Source organism: Salinibacter ruber DSM 13855 (assembly GCF_000013045.1).
In the GTDB taxonomy this organism is placed as follows: Bacteria; Bacteroidota; Rhodothermia; order Rhodothermales; family Salinibacteraceae; genus Salinibacter; species Salinibacter ruber.
The window spans coordinates 2,500,670-2,523,855 of the sequence record NC_007677.1 but is presented as its reverse complement, the minus strand read 5'-3'; the positions used below and the strand labels follow the sequence as shown (position 1 = coordinate 2,523,855).

The 23,186-nt window shown below is 66.6% G+C and carries 17 protein-coding genes and 2 tRNA genes; 6 read left to right on the top strand and 13 right to left on the bottom strand.

Translation table 11 applies throughout. The annotated features are described in order from the left end of the window. Positions 1-368: 368 nt before the first annotated feature. The 5 genes from SRU_RS10735 to SRU_RS10715 form a co-directional block, all read right to left on the bottom strand. A complete protein-coding gene (locus SRU_RS10735; protein WP_011404766.1) occupies positions 369-1,913 on the bottom strand; it encodes a cryptochrome/photolyase family protein in 1,545 nt (514 codons plus the stop codon). Between the two features lie 110 nt (positions 1,914-2,023). Continuing rightward, a complete protein-coding gene (locus SRU_RS10730; RefSeq protein WP_011404765.1) occupies positions 2,024-2,782 on the bottom strand; it encodes an SDR family NAD(P)-dependent oxidoreductase in 759 nt (252 codons plus the stop codon). A 117-nt stretch (positions 2,783-2,899) separates the two neighbouring features. Then, entirely contained in the window at positions 2,900-3,487 is a 588-nt protein-coding gene (locus tag SRU_RS10725) for a fasciclin domain-containing protein (RefSeq protein ID WP_011404764.1), read from the bottom strand. A gap of 269 nt (positions 3,488-3,756) precedes the next feature. After that, positions 3,757-3,828, bottom strand: a tRNA-Asn gene (locus SRU_RS10720). Positions 3,829-4,032: 204 nt separating this feature from the next. Next, positions 4,033-6,105: an alpha/beta hydrolase family protein gene (locus SRU_RS10715; protein WP_011404763.1), complete on the bottom strand. Its 2,073-nt coding sequence runs from the start codon at positions 6,103-6,105 to the stop codon at positions 4,033-4,035. A 158-nt stretch (positions 6,106-6,263) separates the two neighbouring features. Between SRU_RS10715 and SRU_RS10710 the strand changes: the two genes are divergently transcribed. Continuing rightward, positions 6,264-6,348 (top strand) — tRNA-Leu (locus SRU_RS10710). Between the two features lie 374 nt (positions 6,349-6,722). Here SRU_RS10710 and SRU_RS10705 read toward each other — a convergent pair. The 4 genes from SRU_RS10705 to SRU_RS10690 all read right to left on the bottom strand — a co-directional run bounded on the left by SRU_RS10705 (position 6,723) and on the right by SRU_RS10690 (position 9,856). Further along, complete coding sequence (locus tag SRU_RS10705; protein WP_013062415.1) at positions 6,723-7,184, bottom strand: hypothetical protein; 462 nt, start codon at positions 7,182-7,184, stop codon at positions 6,723-6,725. Between the two features lie 498 nt (positions 7,185-7,682). Next, positions 7,683-8,498: a hypothetical protein gene (locus SRU_RS10700; protein WP_013062414.1), complete on the bottom strand. Its 816-nt coding sequence runs from the start codon at positions 8,496-8,498 to the stop codon at positions 7,683-7,685. 108 nt (positions 8,499-8,606) lie between these two features. Next, the gene (locus tag SRU_RS10695; RefSeq protein WP_011404760.1) at positions 8,607-9,032 is read right to left on the bottom strand and encodes a DoxX family protein; all 426 of its coding nucleotides are present in this window, start codon (positions 9,030-9,032) and stop codon (positions 8,607-8,609) included. Positions 9,033-9,190: 158 nt separating this feature from the next. Continuing rightward, positions 9,191-9,856 (bottom strand): hypothetical protein, encoded by a 666-nt coding sequence (locus tag SRU_RS10690; protein WP_158442702.1) that lies wholly within the window; start codon positions 9,854-9,856, stop codon positions 9,191-9,193. A gap of 424 nt (positions 9,857-10,280) precedes the next feature. On the opposite strand from SRU_RS10690, the gene SRU_RS10685 reads away from it, so the two are divergent. Continuing rightward, complete coding sequence (locus SRU_RS10685) at positions 10,281-10,613, top strand: hypothetical protein (RefSeq protein WP_043552475.1); 333 nt, start codon at positions 10,281-10,283, stop codon at positions 10,611-10,613. 294 nt (positions 10,614-10,907) lie between these two features. Next, positions 10,908-11,942 carry a sodium:calcium antiporter gene (locus SRU_RS10680; protein WP_011404758.1) on the top strand — a complete coding sequence of 345 codons (1,035 nt, stop codon included), beginning with the start codon at positions 10,908-10,910 and terminating at the stop codon, positions 11,940-11,942. Positions 11,943-12,122: 180 nt separating this feature from the next. On the opposite strand, the gene SRU_RS10675 is transcribed toward SRU_RS10680, so the two are convergent. From SRU_RS10675 to SRU_RS10660, 4 genes are all read right to left on the bottom strand, one after another. Then, on the bottom strand, positions 12,123-13,895 hold the full coding sequence (locus SRU_RS10675) for a sialidase family protein (RefSeq protein WP_011404757.1): 1,773 nt from the start codon (positions 13,893-13,895) through the stop codon (positions 12,123-12,125). A gap of 141 nt (positions 13,896-14,036) precedes the next feature. Then, positions 14,037-15,815 carry a fibronectin type III domain-containing protein gene (locus tag SRU_RS10670; protein ID WP_011404756.1) on the bottom strand — a complete coding sequence of 593 codons (1,779 nt, stop codon included), beginning with the start codon at positions 15,813-15,815 and terminating at the stop codon, positions 14,037-14,039. Positions 15,816-15,924: 109 nt separating this feature from the next. After that, the gene (locus SRU_RS10665) at positions 15,925-18,909 is read right to left on the bottom strand and encodes a TonB-dependent receptor (RefSeq protein WP_011404755.1); all 2,985 of its coding nucleotides are present in this window, start codon (positions 18,907-18,909) and stop codon (positions 15,925-15,927) included. 111 nt (positions 18,910-19,020) lie between these two features. After that, a protein-coding gene (locus SRU_RS10660; RefSeq protein WP_076611408.1) for an IS1-like element ISSru3 family transposase occupies positions 19,021-19,739 on the bottom strand; the annotation gives its coding sequence in 2 pieces (ribosomal slippage) (positions 19,021-19,488 and positions 19,491-19,739; 717 coding nt in all). Between the two features lie 883 nt (positions 19,740-20,622). Here SRU_RS10660 and SRU_RS10655 point away from each other — a divergent pair. The 3 genes from SRU_RS10655 (at position 20,623) to SRU_RS10650 (ending at position 22,727) form a co-directional block, all read left to right on the top strand. Further along, positions 20,623-21,363, top strand: coding sequence for an inorganic diphosphatase (locus SRU_RS10655; protein WP_013062410.1), 741 nt, complete (start codon positions 20,623-20,625; stop codon positions 21,361-21,363). A 229-nt stretch (positions 21,364-21,592) separates the two neighbouring features. Beyond that, positions 21,593-21,763, top strand: a complete 171-nt coding sequence (locus tag SRU_RS15200; protein ID WP_011404753.1) for a hypothetical protein — start codon at positions 21,593-21,595, stop codon at positions 21,761-21,763. Positions 21,764-22,280: 517 nt separating this feature from the next. Then, a complete protein-coding gene (locus SRU_RS10650) occupies positions 22,281-22,727 on the top strand; it encodes a PH domain-containing protein (RefSeq protein ID WP_013062409.1) in 447 nt (148 codons plus the stop codon). The last annotated feature ends 459 nt before the right edge of the window (positions 22,728-23,186 follow it).

Sequence of the window (23,186 nt, the reverse complement as noted above, 5' to 3'; positions counted from 1 at the left end):
ACGGGGCAAATAGAAAACGCCTCTCGCGGCGGGGCCGGAGAGGCGACGGGCGCTGGCAACAATGTCGGGCGCGGGCTTACCGTCCGGACTCAGGGACGGGGCGCGGGGCGCCGACAGAAGGCGGCCTCTCCGGGGGAGAACAACATCGACACCAACAACGACACCGCACGGCCTCGGGGGCCATTACGGTACACGTCGCAATGGAACGACCGCGTCGGTACATGATCGATGCTTCCCTGAAAAGGACCGTGTTGAAAATCTGTGGTCTGGTACTTGACAAAACGCACGGGCGTTCCGGATTGGGAGCCGCCCGGCCCGCATCGTCACATTCTCGGACGGGTCCGTGGCCCCGCCCGAGGGCCCTGGGGTTAAATTTCGCCCGCCTCGGTGAGGGCCCGCACCTCCTCCACCCGCTCGGCAATGTCCTGCAGCTCCGCGTCGGACTTTCGCCGGACGTTGGCGAGTTGAAAGTTCATGCGCCGGTTGCCCGAGAAGGTCTCCTGATGCCGGTCTAGGAAGTTCCAGTAGAGCGAGGTGAAGGGACAGGCCTCGTCCCCGACGGCCTCGTCCGGGTCGTAGCGGCAGTGCGAGCAGTAGTTGCTCATCCGGTTGATGTACTTCCCGGAGGCCGTGTACGGCTTGGTGCCCACGGTGCCCCCGTCGGCGTACAGGGCCATCCCGACCATGTTGGGGGTGGAGACCCACTCCCAGGCGTCGATGTACATCGACTCGTGCCACTCGTTCATCTGCTGCGGGTCGACGCCGTAGAGCAGCCCGAAGAGCCCCATCACCATGAGGCGTGGGATGTGGTGGGCGTACGCGTGCTCCCGGACCTGTCCCGTGCACTCGCTCAGGCACCGCATGTCCGTGTCGCCGGTCCAGTAGAACTCCGGAAGGTCTTCGGTTGCCTCCAGCGCGTTGCGGTCCACGTACTCGGGGGCGTGCAGCCAGTACACGCCCCGCACGAACTCGCGCCAGCCGAGAATCTGGCGCACGAACCCCTCCACGGCGTTGAGGGGGGCATGGTCGTCGTGGTACGCCTCCTCGGCGGCCCGCACCGCGGTCATGGGGTCGAGCAGCTTCAGGTTCAGCGCACACGAGAGGCGCGAGTGGTAGAGAAAGGCCCGGCCCGTCCACATCGCGTCCTGGTACGTGCCGAAGTTCGGCAGCCGGTGCTCCACGAAGTCCGCGAGGGCGGCCCGGGCCTGGGCGGGCGTCACCGGCCATCGAAACGCGTCGAGCGCCCCCGGCGCGTCGGCAAACTGGGTGCGCACCAGGTCGAGCACATCTTCGGTCATGGCGTCGCGCTCGAACGCGGGGCCCTCCGGCACCATGCCCGGCCCGTCCGCCCCAAAGCTCTCCTGGTTGTCGTCGTCGAAATTCCAGTCGCCCCCCACAGGGTCGCCGTCGTCGGTGACGAGGACGTCGTACTCGCGGCGCCGCTCGCGGTAGAAGTACTCCAGTGTTAGCTCCTTGCGCCCATCGGCCCACTGCTCGAAGGTGTCGTGGGTGGCCAGAAAGTGGTCGTCGGCGTGGACGCGGAGCGGGACGCCCATCTCCTCGCACACCCCTTCGATCGTCTCCAGAAGCGCATGACGTCCCGGCTCGGTCATGGCGACGCGCTCGGGCTGATGCTCGGCGAGCTGTTGCCGCAGGAAGGCGGGGGCGTCCTCGGCCCCGGCCGGGGCGTCGGCCGGCTGGTAGTGGACGGTCCAGCCGTCGTCGCGCAGGTCCGCCCGGTAGTGGCGCATCGCCGCGAAGCCGAGGGCGAGGCGCTGCTTGTGCTCCGCGTATCGGTCCCGGTGCACGTCCGCCTCCGTCATCGCCACGGCGTCGCGGCCGGGGTCGGCCTCGTGCAGGACGGTGGCGTCGCGGTCAAGTTGGTCCCGGAGGACGAGAATCAGGGTACGCATGGGAACGCTGGGGAACTGGGGAGAAGCACAGGAGGCCGGCCGGTGAAGTCTGCAGGGCAGCGCCCGCCCGTGGGACGGGCCTGCACGCCGCCGGAGGGTGCGTCTTCATTCTATCCGGGCCGCACGGTGCCGAGTCCACCGTCCACGCCGATGACCTGCCCGGTGACCCAGTCGGTTTCGGGATCGAGGAGCCACGTGACCGCCGGGGCCACGTCCTCGGGCGTGCCCACGCGGCCGAGGGCGTGCATCTTCTCGGACTGCTTCCGGCCCGCCTCGGAGCTGAGGATCTGCTCCGACATCTGGCTCGCGAAATTCTCACCGCCGCCGATGAGGCCGGGGGCCACGGCGTTCACGCGGATGCCGCGGCCGGAGTAGGTGGCGGCAGCGGCCCGCATGAGGCCCGTGACGCCGCCCTTCGCCGCGGCGATCGCCTCGTGGTTCTTGAGCCCGGTGCGCGAAACGGCCGACGCCATGAGCACGATGGACCCGCCGCTGCGCATCATGGGACGGCCGGCCGCCTTCACGGTGTTGAAGGCCGTGTCGAGGTTCTTCTCAATCTGCGTCCGGTACTCGTCGATGCTGGTAAGGTGGGCGGGCTTGAGGAGGACCGAGCCGACGAAGTTGACCACCCCGTCGAGGCCCCCGTACGTGTCGGTGGCGTGCGACACGGCGGCCTGCACCTGCTCAAACTCGGTGGCGTCGAGGGGCATCGCGTCGCCGCCGGTGGCGGCCGCCAGGTCGTCCAGGTCGTCTTCCGAGCGGGCCCCGAGGACGAGCTGTGCGCCGTCGTCGGCGAGCCGATGGGCCACCTCGGACCCGATGCCGCCGGTGGCGCCGAGAAGGAGATAGACGGGAGAATCAGAAGCCATGGGCTAGAGAGGGAGCTATGAAGAGACGAACACTTCTCCAAACCCAATTTCCCGCCCAGGTTCGACGGGACGAATACATATTCGTGGATCGTTACGGCCCCGGGTAGGGGCGCCTCGTCACGGCGCGTCGGATCCGGGAGCCCGGAGCACCGCGTCGACGACGTGAATGCGCCCATTCCCCGCCTGGATGTTGGCGTCGAGAATTGGGGTCCCGTCGATCCGGACGCCGTCGGGGGCCGGGTGCAGCGAGAGCGTGTCGCCGCTCATCGGGACCACCGAGCGGGGCCCCGGCCGTCCGCCCACCGCAACGCGGCCCCCCACGACGTGGCGGGCAAGGAGGGCGCGAAGGCGGTCCCGATCCCCTGTCAGCACATCCTCGACGGAGCCGGCGGAGGCCGACGCAAACGCGCCGTTCGGGGGAGCGAAAAGAGTAAAGGGGCCCCCGGTGGCCAGGAGGGAATCGAGGCCCGTAGAATCGAGGGCGGCGCGCAGGGTCGAAAACCGATCGTCGGTCGTCAGCATGCGGGGGATGGTCGTGCTGTCGGCCACCGGGGAACGGGAGGAAGCGGAGGGCGACGGCGTCGAGTCATCGGTCGCGTCCAGGCCACACGCCGTGAGGCCCAGCGCAAGCGCGACGGCCAGGACGGCCGCCGTTGGCCGTCGAAGGACGCATCGGATCAGTGTCTCCGTTCGTACAGGGGGCATCGGGACTCTAGGCAAACATCTGAGACGCATGACCACCCCGATCTGGATCGGGCTCCATGCTGGCGGATGGGAACGAGGCCCCTACACGCTGAGGGCCGGGCAAGAGGATTGGAAGGGGCGGCCGGCATCGGGACGGTCGCGGCCGGCGGGGCGGCACTGACTGCGGTCGTGGGGGGCCGGGAATACAGACGAGGAGGCCCCCAGTCCGGCGGGGCGAACCGGCGTGGCAAAAGAAAAAGCCCGATTGGACCGTCCAATCGGGCTTTCGGCTCCCCGGGCTGGATTCGAACCAGCAGCCCTGCGGTTAACAGCCGCATGCTCTACCGTTGAGCTACCGAGGAATTGAATCAAAAGTGGAGCGGGCAGCCGCCTCCCAAAATATCCGATTCGCGTAACGGCATGGTGCCGGGCCGGGTTCCAACCCTCCCGGGTGGGTGCTGGGCTTTTGTCCCCGACTCGGCCCCTCTATGGTAGGGGATTGATTTTCTTTTCACGGGGGTGGTCGCTGGGGGCTGGCGAGTGGGCGCCGCGGGCCTCGCGCCGCCTTACTGTTCAGGCGTGGGGCCCCCGTGGCGACGAAACCACTCCAGCACGTGGGCGGCCTTCGCGGCCAGGTGGCTCGGGCGGGCGGCGATGCTGTGGGAGGCCCCCGGGACGCGGACGAGCGCCGTTTCCACCTCGCGGAGCTTCAGGGCCTGGTAGAACTGCTCCGACTCCGACATCGGCGTGCGGTAGTCGTTGGCGCCGGTCAGTAGCATGGTGGGCGTCGTCACGTTGTCGACGTACGAGAGGGGCGAGCGGTCCATGTAGTGCTCCTCGTGGTTCCACGGCAGGCCGGGGAACCAGTACTTGACGCCGTAGGGGTACATGTCCGCCGTCAGCGCCCAGCTGTACCAGTTGATCACCGGCTTGGCGGCGACGGCGGCCCGGAAGCGATCGGTGTGGCCCACGATCCAGGACGTCAGAACCCCGCCCCCGCTTCCGCCCGTCACGTAGAGCCGGTCCGCGTCGACGTAGCCGCGCTCCAGGACGGCATCCACGCCGGACATCAGGTCGTCGTAGTCGTGCCCGGGATAGTCGTGGTGGATGGCGTTGCCGAAGTCCTGGCCGTAGCTGGTCGAGCCGCGGGGATTGGTGTAGAGCACCACGTAGCCGGCGGCGGCGTAGAGCTGCACCTCCGCGGAGAAGTACGGGCCGTACGAGGCGAAGGGGCCGCCGTGAATTTCGAGGACGAGCGGGTACTCCTGTGACGCGTCGAAGCCCGGCGGGGTGACGATCCAGCCCTCGATCGTGCGGCCGTCGTGGGAGGATTCGTACGTGATTTGCTCGACGGAGCCAAGGTCGACCTGCCCAAACAGATCGTCATTCAGGGCGGTGAGGACCTGTGCTTCGCGCCCGGCCTGGGCCACCGCCACGTCGGCGGGGCGCTGGGGCGTGGCGTGCGTGAAGGCCACCCGGCCGTTCGACGCGAGGCTAAAAGAGCCGCTCGTGTAGGGGCGGCCGATGGACGTGCCGCCCACGTGTTCCGCCACGACGCGCCGCCCCCCGTCGAGCGCCACGCGGCCGATCTTGGTCGACCCCTCGTCCACGTACCGGAAGACGATGTGCTCCCCATCGGCGGTGAACGTCGGGTTCTGGACGTCCCGGTCGAAGCCCTCGGTGAGGAGGCGGGCGTTGGTGCCGTCGCGGTCCATGACGTACAGCTTGGTCACCTGGTAGCCCTGCTCGCGGTCGTCGAAGCCGGTGTAGGCGATCGTAGAGCCGTCCGGGGAGAGGGCCACGTCGCCGTCCGGGCCCTGCCGGGTGGTGAGGGCGGTGACCGCACCGCTTGCCACGTCCACGGCGTACACCTCCGTGTTGAGCGGGTCGAGGCGCCGGTCCGCGTGGCGGTTGGCGCTGATCAAGAGCGTCTCGCCGTCGGGCGTCCAGGTGGGGGCGCCGCCGTGGTCGTAGGGCCCGGTTGTGATCTGACGCGGGGTGCCGCCCGACGCCGATACGACAAAGAGCTGCGTATGGCCCCGTTCGGTGTACCCGCCGCCGTCGGAGCGGTAGTAGGTCTGGTCGATGACGTCGGGCCGCTCGGCCCAGTCGGCCCCCTCCGGCGGGCTGGGCATGCGGGCAAAGGGCTCCGGCTCCGCCGGGACGAACATGGAGAAGGCCAGCCGGTCCCCCTCCGGCCCCCACGAGAGCCCACTCGGCGACTCCTCAAGCTGCGTGATCCGGGCGGTCTGGCCGGTGTCCATCCACCGCACGAAGACCTCGGCCCCGTCGCCCTCCGTCGACGCCACGTAGGCGACCCGATCGCCGCTGGGGGACCACCGCGGCTGCGACGCGTTTGTCTCGGGGGCGGTAATTGGACGGTGGCCCGAGCCGTCCGCGTTGACGGCCCAGAGCCGAGAGGCACGGCGGTCGTCCATCTTGTCCATGACGGTGCGCGCATACACCACCCGGTCGCCGCTCGGCGAAATCTGCGGGTCCGCCGCGTACTCTAGGTCAAAGACATGCTCCAGGTCGAAGGCGAGGGAGTCCTGGGCGTACTGGGCCTGTGCGGGACGGCCGGACAGCACGAGGCCGCCGAGCACGAGGCCGATGACTGCGAGAAGGCGCACACCACGCATGGGCGGGCAGGGGCGGTTGTGAAGCAGAAGCGAGCGCCTCTAATGTATGAACTGGGGGCGGCGAGTGCGAGCCGCTGTTTCGAGGGGCGGTCGGGTGCGCGGTAATTTCAAGGAACATTTCAGGCGGTCGTAGGCGTTGGGTGGATCCACACTTTGATGCCCGAGTGGCGGAATTGGTAGACGCGCGTGATTCAGGGTCACGTGGCCCTTGCGGCCGTGGAGGTTCGAGTCCTCTCTCGGGCACATAGCGACAGCATCAAAAACGCCCCTCAGCGCCTGTAACCGGCGATCTAAGGGGCGTTTTCTGTTTGGAACAGTCGCCTCGGTCCTGCCAGCCCCTAAGGGACAGTACGCGGATTCGAGAACACTTCGAAGCGGTTCCGAAACGGCTCCACGCTTCCGTAGGCTGCTTTCGTCACCCACTTTTGCCACACCCAGGCCGGGGTGATTCCCCACTTCGAGACCCTGGGCGGTGGGAAGAGACAGACGCCCTCCGGAGGGGCCGGGGGCAGATCAGGAGTCGTCCTGTCCCAAGGCCAGTGGTTCCCATCAGAGAGGCAGAAGGCCCTGGGCCGCCGTCGCGGGGCGCACATCCACGGATGCTGTCGCCTGGCTTCTCACGAGGAGGCAACGCTGGCCTGCGCCTCTCCGTCGGCCGCGGGGGCGTCCGCGCCGGCGTACCAGCCGACCGTCGTGCCCCACACCAGGCAGTTGAATACGAACGGCAGGCTCAGCTTCGGCAGGGCAAACCCGAAGAACACGGGCTTTCCGAGCATCACCGGGGCGACAACGACCCACAGCCAGAGTGCCGGCACGAGCCCGAACGCAATTCCGTTCCCGATCGTCGGCGTTCGAACCAGTGCCGCGAACGGCACGCCCCAGAGAGCCCCGCTCAGGACAAACAGCGCCCCGCCGGCGAGCCCGGCGACAATCGGGCTGGCCGGGCCGAGTGTGGCGTTGAAGGTGGCCATGAACATCGGGGGGGTGCCCGCCACGACGAACATGGCGAGCATGATTGCGGCGATGAAGACGGAGCCGAGTGCTCCGCCTACGAATCCAGACTGAAGACGAGAGTACATGGGCACGAACGAGTGGTGTGTGCGAAGCGAACACGAGAGCGCAGGGGCGATCGACGCGCATGCGGACTGTGTCGGACGTCGGCGAGCATCGAGGAGCCTCGGTCCTCCTCCACGTCCGGAGGTGAAAATGCCGCCCCCGACGCGAAGCTGCTGCGTTGCAGTCTACCGCTCCGTTGTCCCTGGGCCCGAATCGTTACTTCTCCTCTCTCGTCCAGGGCCGTTTGAGGCCGCACGCTTCTGCGATGAGCCCATCGGACCCGCAGGCAGAGCAGGTAGAGACGCGTCCCCTCGAAGGGGTCGATCGGGAGATCGAGGGCCCACCGCCGGAACAAGTGGACGCCGTCACGACGAGCGTGGGATGCCGAAAGGCCACGATGAACCGCCTGGGGGGGGCGTCGGTCGAGGGCGGCACGCGTCGCGTCCTCGAAAAGAACTTCTGCGGCGGAACGGTCGGCTGGTTCGTCCAGGAGGCGATTGCGCCGCGCGGGGGGAGGGGGGCTACGCGAGAGAGCAGACCGTCGTCTCCTCCGCCATGGCAATGGTCCGACGCGGAGCCTCCGGAAGCGGTGGGGTCCAGTCGGCCTGGGAGACAAACAGCGCAACCGTTGCCGCAATGCGGGCCTCCCTCGCGTAATCGGTCGTTTTCCCGAGCCTGGGCACGGCTTCTTTCTCGAGCTCCTCCTCGTCCACCTCGACCGCTTCTTCCGTGTCGACCTGCCGCGTTTCGGAAATCTCCTTCATCGCGGTCTCGATGCCCCGCATCAGACCCCCCTGTCCCAAAGCCACCGCGACGGTTCTGCATGCGAGGTCCGCCCGCGCGACGACGCCGATGAGCATCGGGGGGCCGTTTGTGGCGTTGTCCGTCCCCGGGTCATCCAGGTACACGAAAAGTCCGCGGTTCTGGCCGTCGGCCCCTCGTCCCAGAAAGACAAAGGGGCACCAGGCCCCAAAATGAAACGTATCGGGGCGAAGGCAGCGCGGGGGCGACACCTGGGCGGGAATCGTCTCGATTGCGGTCGACGGGCGGTCGGAGAGGTCCAGCACGTACCGGTCGGGGCGCCACGCCGCGATGGCGGCAATGCGGTGGATGTCTTCGAACGCCTGGCCCGCGCCGACCGTCTCCGGGGCCGCGGCGTGACGGTTGCTTGCGATCGTGGCCGCAATCCCGCCGGCCGCAAAGCACCACGCGCTCCAGTCGGCGTGGCCCTCGGCCCCCTTGGTTCCGATCTTTCGGTCGTAGGTGTCCACGAGACGGGGGTATCGGGCGGTGAGCGCATCGTGGAGTCGCATTGGGATCTCGGAGGCAGGGGCCATCGGGGTCTGTTGGGCTGAGACCAAACGCAGGGCGCGGGGGCTGTGAAGGCTGTCGTGGCGCGGCCGGTCGCCGCACGGAAGGAGCTGCTGCCACGCGGCGAATTGCCATCACGTAGCGGGGGCTGTGGGTGTCTCCTCTGCGCCGGCCTCCGTCCGGTAGTACTGATGGTACGTCGTGTAGGAGGTGGCCACCAGCACAAACGCCACCCCAGGGAGGAGGAGTGCCGTCGCCGGATCGCCCGATGCCGTGTGCGCGATCATCGCCGAGACGATGCTGATCGTGAAGCCGGCGTAGGTCCACTCCTTGACCGTGCGGGCGAGTACCGCGCGGGAGAGTCCCAACCGGGGGAGGGGCGTGAGGAGAGCCACGGCCCCCAGAAGCTTCGCAATGCCGAGCTCGATTCGGAAGTAGTCCGGAAAGCCAAGCTGGGCGAACTTGGCGGCCATGTTCTCGGACACGAAGTACATTGTGCCAGAGCCGGCCATCATGAGAGCGAAAAGGACGGTCGATCCCCAGTAGACGTATTTCTTCATCGAGAAGGTGGAACGACGAGCGTGAGAGTGGACGAATGTTTGGCCGATTGCTGAGCTTCCTGTTCGCGGGGCCCTGTGCCCGCCGCTGTCGGACGCCGCCGGTTGTGGCCACGTTCTAGCGACGCGGAATGCATCTGTGCTGGATGTAGTTGAGATCGTTACTGTCCATCGGCCCGGAGAATTTGTTCAATCTCGTCGGTGATGGCCTTCACCTCGGCCTGCGCTTCCTTGTCGCCGGTCTCGTGGACGCTGGCCCCCTCGCCGAGGGCCCTGGCATAGGCGACGCGCTGGCTCGTTCCGGCATCCAGCCGGCCGAAGGGCGCCTCGCTGACGATCTGCTGGATCTGCTCGCCCATCCTCGAGGAGCCGGTCGCCCTGGAGATGACAAAGCGAGCGGCGGGGCGTCTCTCGTTGGAGGGGGCTTCCGTCAGGGCCTGGTGGGTCTCAATACAATCAATGACCTGCCCCACTTTCTTCGGATCCGCCGTCGAAGGCTGAACGGGTACCAGCGTGAGGTCGCTGGCCTTGATGGCCGAGATGGTCATTTCCTCCAGCTTGCCGGTCGCATCGATGATCGCAACATCGAAGCCCTCGATGGAGGGAAGTTTTTCGTGGACCACAGGTCGGTCCACGCCGATCGTTTCGGGCGTCTGGGAGTCGCCTGTGGCAGACCAGTCCCGTACAGTGCCCTTCTGGGGCCCCTGTGGGCCCGCGTCAACCAGGAGCACGCTGTCTCCCCTGTTCCGAAGCGTGACGGCAAGATTGGTGGCGATTGTGGTCGTTCCGACGTCGTCCTTCCGCTGGACGAGACCGATTGTGGTCATACCCATGTGAGGGGCAAGACGTATGATTGCGTATGTATGATTGCGTGCCAACTGGGGGCCAACGGCCATGCCCTCGCGGGCGACGTGCTGGAACGCATCCAGTACCTTCCCAAGTGCGTTTTTTTCCCGACAACATCTGCACGTGACGTACGCTCGTTCGATTCCGCCTGTTCGTCGCCGGCATGCAGCGCGACCGGCCCCTTGTCTCGACGCTGCCGATGGGCCCGTGTCGGCTGGCCCCACGCCACCGTGGTCTTCGTCTCCCTTCCCCGACACCGCCTCTCCCCGATGGCCATCTGGCCCGTCGAACACGACGCAGGACAAGAGGTCCAATACCTTGGCGTCCTACTGTCCGGCCCCCAAGCACTTGGCAGCTGAATACCCAGTCCCCAATCCCCCTAGCACGAGCAACGGACTCGGGCTCATGACTCAGGCACAGCAGTGGCTTGTCGGCCAACTTGGCGTTCTCGTCGCGTTCATCGGTTTCGTGGCGCAGGCCCTGGTCCAGAAGGGGATGGCCGCCTTCCACCTGCCGTGGAGGCAAGCCGGGGCCGAAGGGTGGGCGGTCTGGGGCCTCACGGGCGCCGCCATCGGGACGGCGGTCACGCTGGGGCAGTTCTTTCGGGGAGCGGTGGACCTGTCCTGTCACCGCATGCCGGAGGGCGTGGGGCGCTGGGTGTACCCCGCATTCGCGGTGGTCGGCCCGTTGGCGGGCCTTGCAAATCTGATGCTTCTGGCCCTGGAGATGGGCCTATGAGATGATCCGGTGGGCCGAGAGGACACGGGGCCGGATCAGACGGACGGGATGGCAACCAGCCGACGTAGAACAGGCCGGAGGAGGGGGGCTGTCTCCCAACATTCAGTGCGGGGGCCGGACGACCAGGCCGCTTCCGTGTCAGAAATCGTCCTGCTGTGCCCCGAAATCGACTGCCCTGCCGCCCGCAATGGTGCTGGTCTCAACAATCAGACCGAGGCCATGTGTGGGGGGACCGTGTGTAGGGTGTGCACGCGTAGTTTTCGACGCTGTTTTTCCGCTCGCGCCTGACGCTTGATGGACCTTGTTGCCTGGGAAACCCTCTCCTTTCCGGTCGTCTCTGCGGCATTCGGAGCCTCGGCCTTCCTCATCGCCGTCGTCGGAACGCGGATGACCCGGGCCGCCGACCGCCTCGCCGACGAAACCGGTCTCGGAGAGGCGATTTTCGGGGCCGTCTTGCTGGGCAGTACCACCTCCATTGCCGGCATCACGACGTCCGTGACGGCCGCGGTGGACGGGCTTCCGTCCCTGGCCATCAGCAACGCCATTGGCGGGATCGCCGCCCAGACCGTCTTCCTTGCGGTGGCGGACATGGCCTACCGGCCCGCGAATCTCGAACACGCCGCCGCCTCTGTCGAGAACCTCCTGCAGGGCGCCCTGCTGTCGACCCTCCTGGCGATTCCCCTGCTCGGAATGGCCGGGCCGCGCCTCGACCTGTTCGGGATCCACCCTGCCTCCGTGCTGCTGGTTGCGGGCTACCTCTATGGCATTCACCTCGTGGCCGAGGCCCGGTCGACCCCGTACTGGGTGGCGCGCCAAACCGACAAGACCCGCCAGGACACCGGAGCGGAGGGCCGCGAGTCGGCCGCCCTCTCGACGCTCTGGTTAGAGTTCGTGGCTCTGTCCCTCGTGGTCGGCGCCGCGGGATACGTGATCGCCAAGACGGGCGGGCAGGTGGCCGCCCGGACGGGCCTCTCCGAAGGGCTCGTCGGCGGGCTCTTTACGGCCGTGTCCACCTCGCTCCCGGAGCTGGTCACGTCGGTGGCGGCGGTGCGGCGTGGGGCGCTGACCCTCGCCGTCGGGGGCATCATTGGCGGCAACAGCTTCGATGTCCTGTTCGTGGCCTTTTCGGATGTTGGCTACCAGGAGGGCTCGATCTACCACGCCATGACCGAGCAGCAGGTGTTCATCATTGCCCTCACGCTGCTTTTGACCGGCATCTTGTTGATGGGCCTCCTGCGCCGCGAGCGACGGGGGGCATTCGGAATCGGGTTCGAGAGCTTCCTGGCGCTGGTGCTCTACTTCGGCGCGTTCGGGCTTTTGTTCGTGTGAGAATTGTTTGTGTGAGAATGGCGTGCGTCGGGGGCGAAGCACCCTCCGTGGGCGCATCCGAGAGCAGGACCTACATCCCTGCCTTCTCGGCCGGCCCGCCCTTCAGCCGCCGAGTGACGCGGCCGGATCCTTGTGCCTTGCGCCCGGCAGTGCTCTGTAGCCCCCCCTGGCGGCGCCGTCTTACCGCCGGCGCACGGGCACCTCGTCGTACCAGTTCATCCCCGACCCGCCGTTTGACCCTGCGTCGTAGACGTACCCGTACGCCGTCGGGGACGACGTCCCGTTCGAGACCGGCTGCCCCCGAACCCACTGCGCATCGACGCTGTCGACCTGTACCGTGGCGGGCGCCCAGGAGCCGCGCTCGTCGCTGCGGGTGTGGTAGAGGTAGCCGGTTTGCGCTTCGATGAACAGGACGTGGACCGACGATCCGAGGGCAACGGCGTCGGCCCCGACCTGATCGGAGTCGGCGGCGCTCTGGGCGACCGCTCGTTCGGTGACCTGCACCGGCGGGCTGAGTCGCCCCTCCGCGTCTGCTCGTCGCGCCCACAGGGTGCCGCCGGCCCGGCGGTAGAGAAGGACCGTCGTATTCGTCTCCGGAAGGTGCACGAGCGGGAGGACGGAGCCGACGTCCGTTACGGCCGTCCCCAGGTTGGAAGAGACCCGCTGGGGGGACGTGAGGCTGCCGTCGGGCCGAATGCGGCGGTACCACGCCGTCCCGTCGCGGCGCGTGTACGCGAGGTGCACCGTGTCGTCCGCGCCGCGGACCAGCTGCGGCCCCGAACGGGCATCGCCCGCCCCGCCAGAGATCGGTTTCCGATCGCCCCACGTTCCCTCAGGACTGCGGATGCTGTAGTGAAGGTGCTCCGGCCCCCCGTACACCCCGACGAGGCTGCCGTCCGACCGGGCGGCGACCGAGGCGACCTGCACGGGGGGCGCGCCGGGCGTGGCCACCGTGTCGTCCCGCACGGCCCACGCGTCCGGAGTGCGCGGGTGGTCCGTGGTTCGGAAGGAGTGGTGCAGCACGCCCGCGTCGATTTGGTGGAGCATGTGAATCGTTCCGTCGTGGACGGCCGAGGCAAATCCTTCCAGGTCGCCCGCCACGGGACGATGGGCGCCGTCCACCTCTCGCCATGTCCGCCCGCCGTCGGTCGACTTCACGGTCATCAACTTGTTGTAGGACTCCGCCGGCTCCATGAGGAAGTACAGGCTGCCGTCGGAGGCCTCCCAGGGCCCGAGGCGGCCCGGGGTCTCGGGGTACGTGCCGCCCAGGAGCCGTGGGGGAACGAAGGCCGTCACCTCGGGCGTTGCGGGGGCGGGCAGCGGACGCCCCTTCACGTCCACCAGCCGGAACTCAAACCGATCGCCCGGCTCGTTGGTCACGGCCCCGTCCGCGTAGCGTCGGATCACCAGCGGCCACTCCCACTCGCTCTGCACCCCGTGATCCGGGAGGGCGGGGCCCGTGCCGGAGAGGGCAATGCCTTTTCCGCCCGCGTACGACGCCGTCGAGCCGTCGAGCAGGTCGGCGGCGTCTGCGCGATCGGCGTAGGCAGAGGGGGAGACGACGCTCACCCGAGGGGTGACCTCCGACGGGGCGTAGGGAAAGTCGGCGGCCAGCACCGGGCGCCACGCCCCGCCGTTGCGGCGGTACTGCAGGCGAAAGCGCTCCACGAACGGCACGTCCCGGGGCGTCTCCACCTCAAATCGAAGACGGAACGGGGTCTCGACCGGCAGGGCGACCGGCTGGTTGATCGGCCCCGCCCATCCCCGATCGGCGTTGAGGCCGGCGCCGACGTCCGAGCGCACCCGGAAGGCGGTCTGGCGGGCGGGCGAGGTGTCCTCCGTCTCGCCGGGGGCATCGGCGCTGGTCGCGCAGCCAGACGCCACCACGAGGAGGAGGCCCAGCAGGGCGGGGCATAGAAGCGTCGCAATGGGGCGGGCGGAAGCGGGCGTCATCAAAAGGAGGGAGGTGGGGACAGAGCGCTTCAGAAGGGGGCGCCACGGCCTGGCCGGGACGCAGGGGAGCCGCTGGGGCGAGGAAGGGCGTTTTCCGGAAAAGCGATCGGGAAGGGGGGAAGGGCGGACGGGCTGTTGGGGCTACGGCCGCGTGTAGTCGAGGGTGTTCTCGTGGGTGCGCTCCGGCCGGTGGGCCGGCGGCCGCTCGATCATGCGGCTGGGCCCGCCGTCGCCGGGCCGCACGAGGTCAAAGGCGTCGTAGGGCGCGCCGGTGGCCGTGTAGGCACGGAACTGGATCGTGTCCGCCCCAACGCGCACCACCTGATAGAGCTGCGTGTTTTCCCCGCCGCGCTCCATCTCGACGCCGTCGAAATCCTCCCACCGGTTGGGCTTGATCTCGTACATCTTCGCGCCGCTGACGGAGTTGACGTACACGGTGCCGCCCTCCGGGGACCGGGCGCTCACGCCCTGCTTCAGGTTCTTCGTCTGGCCGCGGGCGTAGGTGTGGTCGTGGCCCTGCAGGACGAGATCCACGTTGTACTCGTCGAGAATCGGTCGCCACGCCGCGCGGAGGTCCGCGTTGCTGCGGCCCTCGCCGGAGGAGAACATCGGGTGGTGGAAGGTGACGACCGTCCAACGGATGCCCGGATCCTGCTCCGCCTCTCGGAGCGTCGACCGCAGCCACTCGGTCTGGGTGCGCAGCACCTCCTCATCCATCTTGGCCGCCTCCGAGTTGAGGCCGACGACGCGCATGCCCTGGTAGTCGAGGTGGTATACCGTCTCCTCCATGCCCTCCGGCCCGTTTTCGGGGAAGGCGAACTGGGGATGCCAGTGGACCGAGAGCTGCTCCGGGCTTTCCTTCTCGACCTCCATCAGGAAGTGGCCGGTCAACGTGTTTCCGTCGACGGATACGTCCTGAAGGGGACGCGCCCGGCCATCCTCGCTGACGAGCGTGGCCCCATAGCCGGACCCGTCGCTCTCGATCTGGAGCGTGCCCACGTACTCCCCGTTGTCGACGTTGTAGTCCCAGTCGCCGGTCGGAGAGCGGCTGCTCGACGGCACGGCCCCACTGTTGGTGGCCTCCAAGGGCTCCGGGTTGCCGTCCGGCTCCAAGATGGTGCCGGTCATCTCCTGGCCGTTGGCCTCCACCTCAACCTGAAAGGTATCGCGCGCCCGCCAGCTGCGGTAGCCCGCGTACTCGTGGTTGCCGGGCACCGCGATGTTCGGGACCATGCTCTGGATAAATCCCCCCGCCGCGTTCCAGTGGCCCCACTCGACGTTCCGGTGAGCATTGTCGACCAGGTCGCCGGCGTGGAGCAGAAAGTCGATCTCGGGCGCGTCGGTGTAGGCCTGCCGGATGAGCCGAGACCAGTGGGAGCGCACGTTGTTTTGTGCATCTCCGACGTAGACGAAGGAAAAGGGCTCCGGCTGCTGGCTGGCGGTGCGGGCGTGAAACCACTCGCTCCATCGCTCGCCATCGCCGACGCGGTAGGCGTAGAGGGTGTCGGCCATGAGGCCCTCGAAGGTGACGGAGTGGTAGTTGGCGCTTACGTGTTCGCCGGTCACCTTGTGGGCGTGGAGGTCCTGCGTTTCCGCCTCGACGGTACGGGCTTGGGTGTAGAAGGAGGGCCCGCCCGTGGCCAGGGCGACCTGGGCCTTCGCGCCCGTGACGGTGCTGTCGGTGCGCCAGGTGACGCTCAGCGACGAGGACGGATCCGCCGCGTGGCTCAGCACGACGCGGTCGGGGTAGGGCCCGGGCGGGGTCGAGGGCAGCTGGGGCGGCTCTGCCGACGTAGGCTGGGTCGTGTCCGCGCCCTCCGCCGCCGAGCCCGACGAGGGCGTCGAGCAGGCGGTCGCCAGCAGGCCCAGCGGCAACAGGAGTAGTACGCAGACGAGAAGGGACGCGTCGAATCGTTGCATAAATGAATTCCGCTTCGGAAAAGGGACAAGAAAAAACAACACGCCTCCCCTCCTCCAGGCGGGGAGGAAGGGGGACGTGCCGAGGCCGACTCAACCTCAGGGATGACGTCTAGAGCTCCATTGAAAGCCCCACCGACACGGTGCGGCCGCTGAGATAATGGAAGGACAAGTGATCCTCATTTCCTCCGGCGTACTCGACCTCCGGCTCGTTGGTCAGATTCTCGACCTGCACCATCAGGGTCGGCTGGGCGAGGAGGCTCTCGAACTGGTAGCTGGCGTTGATGTCCACCGTCGTGCGGTCTTTCACCCACGTGTCGTTGACCTGCCTGTCCGCCAGCCCCAAGAGGTAGTCGCCGCGGTGGTTGATGGCCACGCGTGCCTGAAACCCGCTCCTCTGAAAGTACGGAATGATGTTGTACACCAGATCGGCCTGCTGGAAGAACGGCAGGTCCCCCCGATCGGGCACGTCGACTTCGGAGTCGGTCACCGTCACGTTCGAGTTCACCCCGAGACCACTGAGGGGCGATGGAAGGAACGTGAACGGCTGCTGATACGCGGCTTCTAGGCCAAGCACCGTACCGAGGTCCGCGTTTTCGGGCTGCGTGACCTCGACTTCGTCGATTGGCCCGTCTACGCCAGGGACATCAAATGGGCCGTCCGTGTCCCTGCGAACGTCCTCGTAGATCGCATTGTCGATCCGCTTGTAGAACCCGGCCAGCGACACCAGTCCGCCGTTCTCGAAGTAATACTCGGCACTGAGGTCGAAATTCATGGACCGGTAGGGGTCCAGGTCCGGGTTGCCCTGGTTGATGCTAACCTCACCATTTTCCTCCTCCACCTCTCGGAAGGACGCAAGTTCATCGTAGTCCGGACGCCCGATGGTGTTGGTCCAGGCGCCGCGGAATTGAAGGTGATCCCCCACCGCGTAGGTGAGGTGAACCGACGGAAGAATGTTGGTGTACGTGCTCTCGAAGGTGCTCGACCCCGTTTCACCGCCCGGCAGCAATTCAAAGCGGGTCGAGGACGTGGACGTGTGTTCCACGCGCGCCCCCGCTAGGGCCGTCAGCGCTCCAAATTCGACCGAGGCCATCGCGTAGCCGGCATAAATGCCCTCTTCGTTTTCGGAGTCCTCCTCGAAGATCTCTCGGCCGTCGAACGTGAACTCACTGCCGGACGCCCGGCACTCTTCTCCCCCGTTGCGCTCCGTGAAATCCGCCGGCGGGTTGCAAAGCCCGCCGAAGAATCCGTCCGCGAACGCCTGGGTGTTGGCAAACGGCATGAGGCGGTTGTCCAGCTGTTGCGTCTGCACCCGGGGCGCAGCGTATCCGTCCCCCAGCGTCAGCCGATCCTCCCCGAACCCTGTGAAGTCGTACTCGGCCTTGTTCACGTCCACATCCTTGCTGCGGTACTGGAACCGCCCTCCCGTCTTCAGATACCCCGGTGCGTCGCCAAGCTCGAAGGGGATCCGGACGTCGGTCTGCGCCGCGTAGGTGTTTTCGGTGTTCCGCTGGTCGTCGACCTCGAACTTGTTCATGAGGTAGTTCTGCGGGCTCCCCAGAAAGTTGGGATCCGACGGGAAGAAGTCGAAGAGGAAGTTGCTCATGTCGGCCACGCCGCCCGCCCGCGGCTCGGGGGCGGACACGTCGGGGTCGCTGCTCGCCATGTCCGGATCCCCCGGCGTCTGGAACTCGCCGTCCGGCTTTCGGAAGTCAAACACGCCGCGGGAGAAGCTCCCACTCGCTGACAGGCTGACGTTGTTCGCAAAGTCGTGCTCGACGCCGGCACTGGTGCCCCAGAGCCGCTCCTCCTCCTCGCTCAGGCTGGCGTCCAGAGAGCCATATCCGTGGGGAAATTCGAACCGATTGTCCCCCGAGGCCACGACGTTGTCGCGGGCCGATTCGCTCGGGCTGAGGTCGCCAAGAACGTACTCCAGTTCGTTGTCGATCTTGTCCTCGTCGGTGTACGTGAAGTACGGGCGGACGTAGACGGCGGTCTCCTCGCTGGGCCGCCAGTCGAAGCTGGTGTTGACGGCGACACGCCTCCGTCGGTTCGACTCAACAATCTGCTCCGACGCCTCCGGTACGGCGAGCGTCTTGCTCCCCTGCGTGGTCTGGATGTTGGCCTCGTTCGCCCAGTTCCAGTTCTCGGCCTTGTAGCCCGAGGTGGTGAAGTCCCGGCGCGAGCCGCTCACGGTGACGAGCGCCCCGAACTGATCGTCGGCGCCGAATTTCGCCCCGCCCGTCAGGCTGCCCTTGAATGGAAACCGGGAGTCCCGAAGGGTGCGGAGGCCGGGCACCTGCTGGTCGTGACTCATGCCCCGGAGTGTGCCGAAGACGAAGTCCCCTGCCCGGTCGAAGGCCGTCAGGGTTTCGATGTTGACCGATCCCCCAATCGCGTTGGCGGACATGTCCGGCGTCACGGCCTTCGTGACCGTAATGTTCGACACCATGTTGGCCGGCAGCAGGTCGAGGCCCGTGGCACGGGAGTCGGTCGTAGACGCCATCGTGGTTCCGTTGAGCGTCACGTTGTTCAGGTCCGCCGACCCGCCGCGGATGGACACGAATCGGCCTTCGGTGCGGTCGTTCGTCATCACGATCCCCGGAAGGCGCTGCACCGCCTCCGCCACATTCTTCTCGGGAAGGTCCCCGATGTCGTCCGCCGAGAGCGCATCGACCACGTTGACGGCCTGCTTCTTCTGTCTGACCGATTGCATCTGACTCTGACGAATTCCGGTCACGACCACCTCGCCGGCCCGGGTCACCTCACTGCTCAGTTCGACGTCGACGGTGACCGTCTCCCCGGCGTCGATTTCGACCGTGGTGCTGGTGTCCTGGTAGCTCACGAAGGAGACGCTCAATCGCTGCGCCCCGGGCGGCACGTCGCGGAGCTCGTAGCGCCCGTTGGCGTCGGTGGCGGCCCCGATGGACGTGCCCTCCACGACCACGTTGGCGCCGGGCAGCGGGGCCCCGCTACTGGCGTCGACGACCCGGCCCTCGACAATGCCGCCTGACTGCGCCAATGCACTGGCAGGGGCTACGCCCATCAGAAAGAGCATTAGGAGGGACGAAAGAAGAGATTGATATCGAAGAAGCATACGAGTGCAACTGTGTTGGGGGAGGAATTCGATTCTGCTCTCGCCGCTCCGGTGCGTTTGTTTTTCCGGACAGCACGGCATGGTAAAAAGCTGAGTGGTAGCGGATAGATGTTAAGTGATGGCTTCGTTGTACCACTCCACGAACAGTTTCGTCGTCAGATGGAGCATCCGTTCTGACTCGGAGGCCGCTCGCGTCCGGCGGACATACCGGGCCAGCTTCTGGCGCAGTCGCCCGAAGAATCTTTCCACGTGGGCCATCTCACCACTGGACTTTCCGACCTGCCGGTGGCTGGGGTCGCCCGCAAACACTGGGCGATAGGACTTCCAGAAGTCGCTGAAGCTTCTGCCCTGACGGTATTCCTCCGGAATCCGGCTCCAGAGCCGAGCACAGGTTCTGGCCGAACGGTCTCCGATCACAAATGCCACGACCTGCCGGGTTCTCCGGCACAGAGCAACCCACAGCCACCGTTTATTCGCCCGCTCTCGGACATACGTCCAGCATTCATCGAGTTCAAGGACATCGCCTTCCTCAGCAGGCCGGAGCCCTTCGGCTACTGAATCGGATTCTCGTCCCTTTTTTTGAGCCACCGGGTCAATGTATTGCGGCTGATGCCGAATATCCGGCTGATTGCCCGCTTTGACCCGCGCTCGCGGTAAGCACGGAGGATTTTCTCTTTCTCCTCCTCGGAGTAGCCTCGCGGCTCTGGATCGAGAACCTTGTGCGCTCCACAGTCCTTGCAGTGATACTGCTGAGAGCCGCTAGCGCTGTGTCCGTTTTTGACGATGTTCGAGGAGCCACACTCTCTACACTCGTAAGTCTCTTTGATCATCGGATAGACCAGGCTGGTGGGCCAGACGCGACGCAGTTCAAACAGAAAGACTCACTACTTGTTGAGCCGCTACCAGCTGAGTTTATCTGGCTGGAAACTCGGTATTTCCATACCTTTACGAACGGGCCCCAAACCCTCAAAAGCCGCTGACGAGTGCGCAGCCGAGACGCAGCAAGCGACGTCCCCCCTCTGGTGCGCTGCCGGGCAGATGCAGCTCCGGACTGCGCCGGAACGCCGCCACTGAGCGCGCTCCGGGCTCGCAAGATCTGTGAACCGCAGCCTGCAGACAGTGGGGCCGCAACCCGTCCGCCGAACAGGGGCCTGGGCCGCGGCGCCTGCGTCTCCGGCGTTAAGCCCGGACCGAACCGGGCCGCCGCCCTGGGCACGTGGGAGCTACGGACGGATTTCCGCAGGCGCCCTCCTGTGACGGGGCGGCCCGACCGAGGGATGTACGGGCCTGAGGCTGGACGCTTGGGCCGTTTCGCGTGTCCCGACGCCGGACGAGGTCCGTCGAAATTACCTCGCCATTATCTCCCGTCCCCGCGCGGAAAGATTGTCGCACACTGGAATATTTTCTCTGAGAACGAGTTGTGCTATATGTGGATAGAATGTGTGCCCTGCTCCAAACGCCAGAAATAAGCATCGTCGTCGCTCCAAGCTTGACTTGGAGCCTATCCATCCACACAGGGAGGCCTCAACGGTCGTCAGATAGGCTCCAGATCAAGTCTGGAGCGACGGAGGTGGTGTTTTCCAGTGAAAGATGCTTATCCCGGGGGTGTGCACATACATTACACAACAGCACAGGCCGTTCTGAGAGGAAGGGGCGAACGTCCGTCGTCGGCCTTTCCTGTAGCGTGTCGTCTCATTTCTCCCGCTTCCGCTGATGCGCTCTGTCTTCTGGATGCTCGTGCTCGTGTGGGCGCCATGTGCCTCCGCGTCGCCCCCGCCTGCTGTGGCCCCAAGTTCGTGGACGCGAGGCCTGCCCCAGACCGACACGGTGCGGGTCGATCCCCTCTGCCCAGCGGTCGCCGACGGCCTTCAGCCCCAGGCCCCCGACACGCTTGCGGCGGGGACGAATCTCTTGGAAGCGGCCCCCGCAACAGCCGGAAGCACTGCCGTGAACGCGGTCGTGGAAATTCCGGCGGGAACCGCCGACAAGTGGGAGGTCGCCGAAACCGGGCGCGCCCTCGCCATCGAGCGGGAGGCCGGTCGGCGGCGCCGCATCAACTACCTCCCGTACCCGGCCAACTACGGCTTCATCCCCCAAACGCGCCTGGAAACGGAGGACGGGGGGGACGGCGACCCCGTGGACCTCGTTCTGCTTGGCCCGGCCACTCCTTGTGGGGCGGTCGTGCGGGCCCGAATTGTAGGAGTCCTTCGCCTGATCGACGACGAGGAGCGGGACGACAAAATTCTCGCGGTGCGCCCGGGCGCTCCGCTCGGGGACGTCCGCAGCATCGATGGGCTGCAGGACCGGTACCCTGGGGTGCTTGAGATCCTAGAGACCTGGTTTGTGCACTACGAAGGGCCGGGGAACCGGTCGCGCGGATTCGGGGACGTGACGGCCGCTCGGACGCTCGTGCGCGAGGCGGCCCGCCGGTACGCTGGGCCGGCCGGTCGCTAGGCGACCTCCTCGCAGGGGGGGCACCGGCTGGAGACGACATCCCGGGAGACTGTAGGCCCGATAGATCGATTCGGGAACCCACCGCGCCACGAACGATGCAGGAGAAAGAGGACGAGTGGCGCCCTCCGACTGGGATCGGTGACGCGGACGGGGGGCGATCGGGCCGTTCCGTTCCAGATCCTGAGCCGAGTTCCCCCTTATCGCACTCGAAGCCAAAAAGCGCAGTAGCGTGCCCGTTGCCGAAGTAACCACCACGGATCTGCGAAAGACCAGATATCAGGTCGAGTCGAAAGACGACATTCGAAAAACCCGGGAGGGATACAAGATCGAAACGGCCGACGGAGACGTCCTGCGGTTTTCGGAGGAAGACGTCGAGTCGATCAGTGTCGTGGAGGAGTAGGGAAGGGCGTGCCCATCGGTGAACCGGCCCAACTCGGCCGTGCCGTGGGAACTGGGTCCAAGCAGGCGGTCGCCTCGACGCATCCCAGTACCCACACCGAGGGCGCACAGCGCCCCCAATCGAACGCCTCCGCCCGGAGCACAGGCAATTCTGTTCGGGCCCGTGGGGCGTCGAGCCCGCGCCCAAATGGGTCTGGAGCGTCCTCCCCGCGGGGCGGATGGCCCCCCTGTCCTGGGGCACGCCGCAGGCCGAGACCCGCGCGTGACGTGAGGCTACTACGTCCGCGCCCGTCCTGCCGACAACCAAGGGAGTGCCGCTGGCCCCGTACACGTCCCCTGCTTTGAGGCCTGAGGCCCTCGTGCCCCCTCAGAACCGGCCATTCGTGATCTCTTTTCCTCTTCAAGAGGCCGTTCCGCGCCGGGGCCCAATTGCAGGTCATGCATCCTATTGCGTTGAGCAGCCGTATTGCCCCCGCCGGTCTATCTGAACTGCATGGTGATTATCTGGATCTGGGACTATGACCGAAGATGTCATTTTCCGGGCGCAGCCACGATTGTGGAAGGCACATCCGTTTAGCGTGACGCTTTTCGGCCTGCTGTCGGCCACCGTCGCGCCGTTCGTGCTAGGGGGAGCGCTCGTCGACACCGGATGGACGGCGGCCCTGATGGCCGGGCTTTGTGGGCCGCTCCCGCTGCTTTGGATGTGGCTTCAGGCGCGGAGCAGGGAGCTGGTGGTCACCCGATCTCGGGTTCGAAAGCGGTCCGGAATCCTCAGCAACCGCACGACCGAACTCGCCCATCGCAACATCCGAAACGTTCAGATCGATCAGGGCCCAATCCATCGGCTCATGCAATGCGGCACGCTCCGGCTCTCAAGTGCCGGCCAGTCCGGCATCGAGCTCACGATGCGCGACCTGGACGATCCTGAGGCGGTCCGGGACCTCATCTACCAGCAACACGGATAGGCCGTCTCCGGGAAAGAACCGGCGACGTGTTAGATTACCCTCCCGGCCGATGGACGATGCACCGGGGGCCGAAGACTGCGTGCCCCCCGATGGGGCAGCCATCGTGTACGGGCCGGAAGAGAAGATCGTATCGTTCTGCGACCAACTGCAGTGCAACTTCGATCCGGAGACGAGAAGAGGGGCGACGTGAGGCGGTGGGGCCGGGTGGAGGGGGCCGGTCGCATCGACCGAGGGAGGGGCCCCATCAAGAGCCGACCGAATGGGGCCTGCAAGTAGCGTCGGCTCCACCGCGGAGGCAGGGAGAAAACGTGATGGCAGATCGCACGCACGTCTCCATCTTCGAGCGTGCCGAAGCGCCATCGAGGACCGAGGGCGGATTTGCTGGGTCTGAACGTCGAGTACCCCGCTCAAGAGCACGTCCCGGGCGTCAGGCGTGTGGCACGACCCTCTCGACTGTGC

Bases quoted from the DNA above. Each gene is read 5' to 3' on its own strand.
- SRU_RS10695 (WP_011404760.1), bottom strand. From the start codon at position 9,032: ATGAAGAAATACGTCTACTGGGGATCGACCGTCCTTTTCGCTCTCATG.
- SRU_RS10735 (WP_011404766.1), bottom strand. From the start codon at position 1,913: ATGCGTACCCTGATTCTCGTCCTCCGGGACCAACTTGACCGCGACGCC.
- SRU_RS10685 (WP_043552475.1), top strand. From the start codon at position 10,281: ATGACTCAGGCACAGCAGTGGCTTGTCGGCCAACTTGGCGTTCTCGTC.
- SRU_RS10665 (WP_011404755.1), bottom strand. From the start codon at position 18,909: ATGCTTCTTCGATATCAATCTCTTCTTTCGTCCCTCCTAATGCTCTTT.
- SRU_RS10715 (WP_011404763.1), bottom strand. From the start codon at position 6,105: ATGCGTGGTGTGCGCCTTCTCGCAGTCATCGGCCTCGTGCTCGGCGGC.
- SRU_RS10690 (WP_158442702.1), bottom strand. From the start codon at position 9,856: ATGACCACAATCGGTCTCGTCCAGCGGAAGGACGACGTCGGAACGACC.
- SRU_RS10705 (WP_013062415.1), bottom strand. From the start codon at position 7,184: ATGTACTCTCGTCTTCAGTCTGGATTCGTAGGCGGAGCACTCGGCTCC.
- SRU_RS10650 (WP_013062409.1), top strand. From the start codon at position 22,281: ATGACCGAAGATGTCATTTTCCGGGCGCAGCCACGATTGTGGAAGGCA.
- SRU_RS10675 (WP_011404757.1), bottom strand. From the start codon at position 13,895: ATGACGCCCGCTTCCGCCCGCCCCATTGCGACGCTTCTATGCCCCGCC.
- SRU_RS10700 (WP_013062414.1), bottom strand. From the start codon at position 8,498: ATGGCCCCTGCCTCCGAGATCCCAATGCGACTCCACGATGCGCTCACC.
- SRU_RS10680 (WP_011404758.1), top strand. From the start codon at position 10,908: ATGGACCTTGTTGCCTGGGAAACCCTCTCCTTTCCGGTCGTCTCTGCG.
- SRU_RS10725 (WP_011404764.1), bottom strand. From the start codon at position 3,487: ATGCCCCCTGTACGAACGGAGACACTGATCCGATGCGTCCTTCGACGG.
- SRU_RS10730 (WP_011404765.1), bottom strand. From the start codon at position 2,782: ATGGCTTCTGATTCTCCCGTCTATCTCCTTCTCGGCGCCACCGGCGGC.
- SRU_RS10670 (WP_011404756.1), bottom strand. From the start codon at position 15,815: ATGCAACGATTCGACGCGTCCCTTCTCGTCTGCGTACTACTCCTGTTG.
- SRU_RS10655 (WP_013062410.1), top strand. From the start codon at position 20,623: ATGCGCTCTGTCTTCTGGATGCTCGTGCTCGTGTGGGCGCCATGTGCC.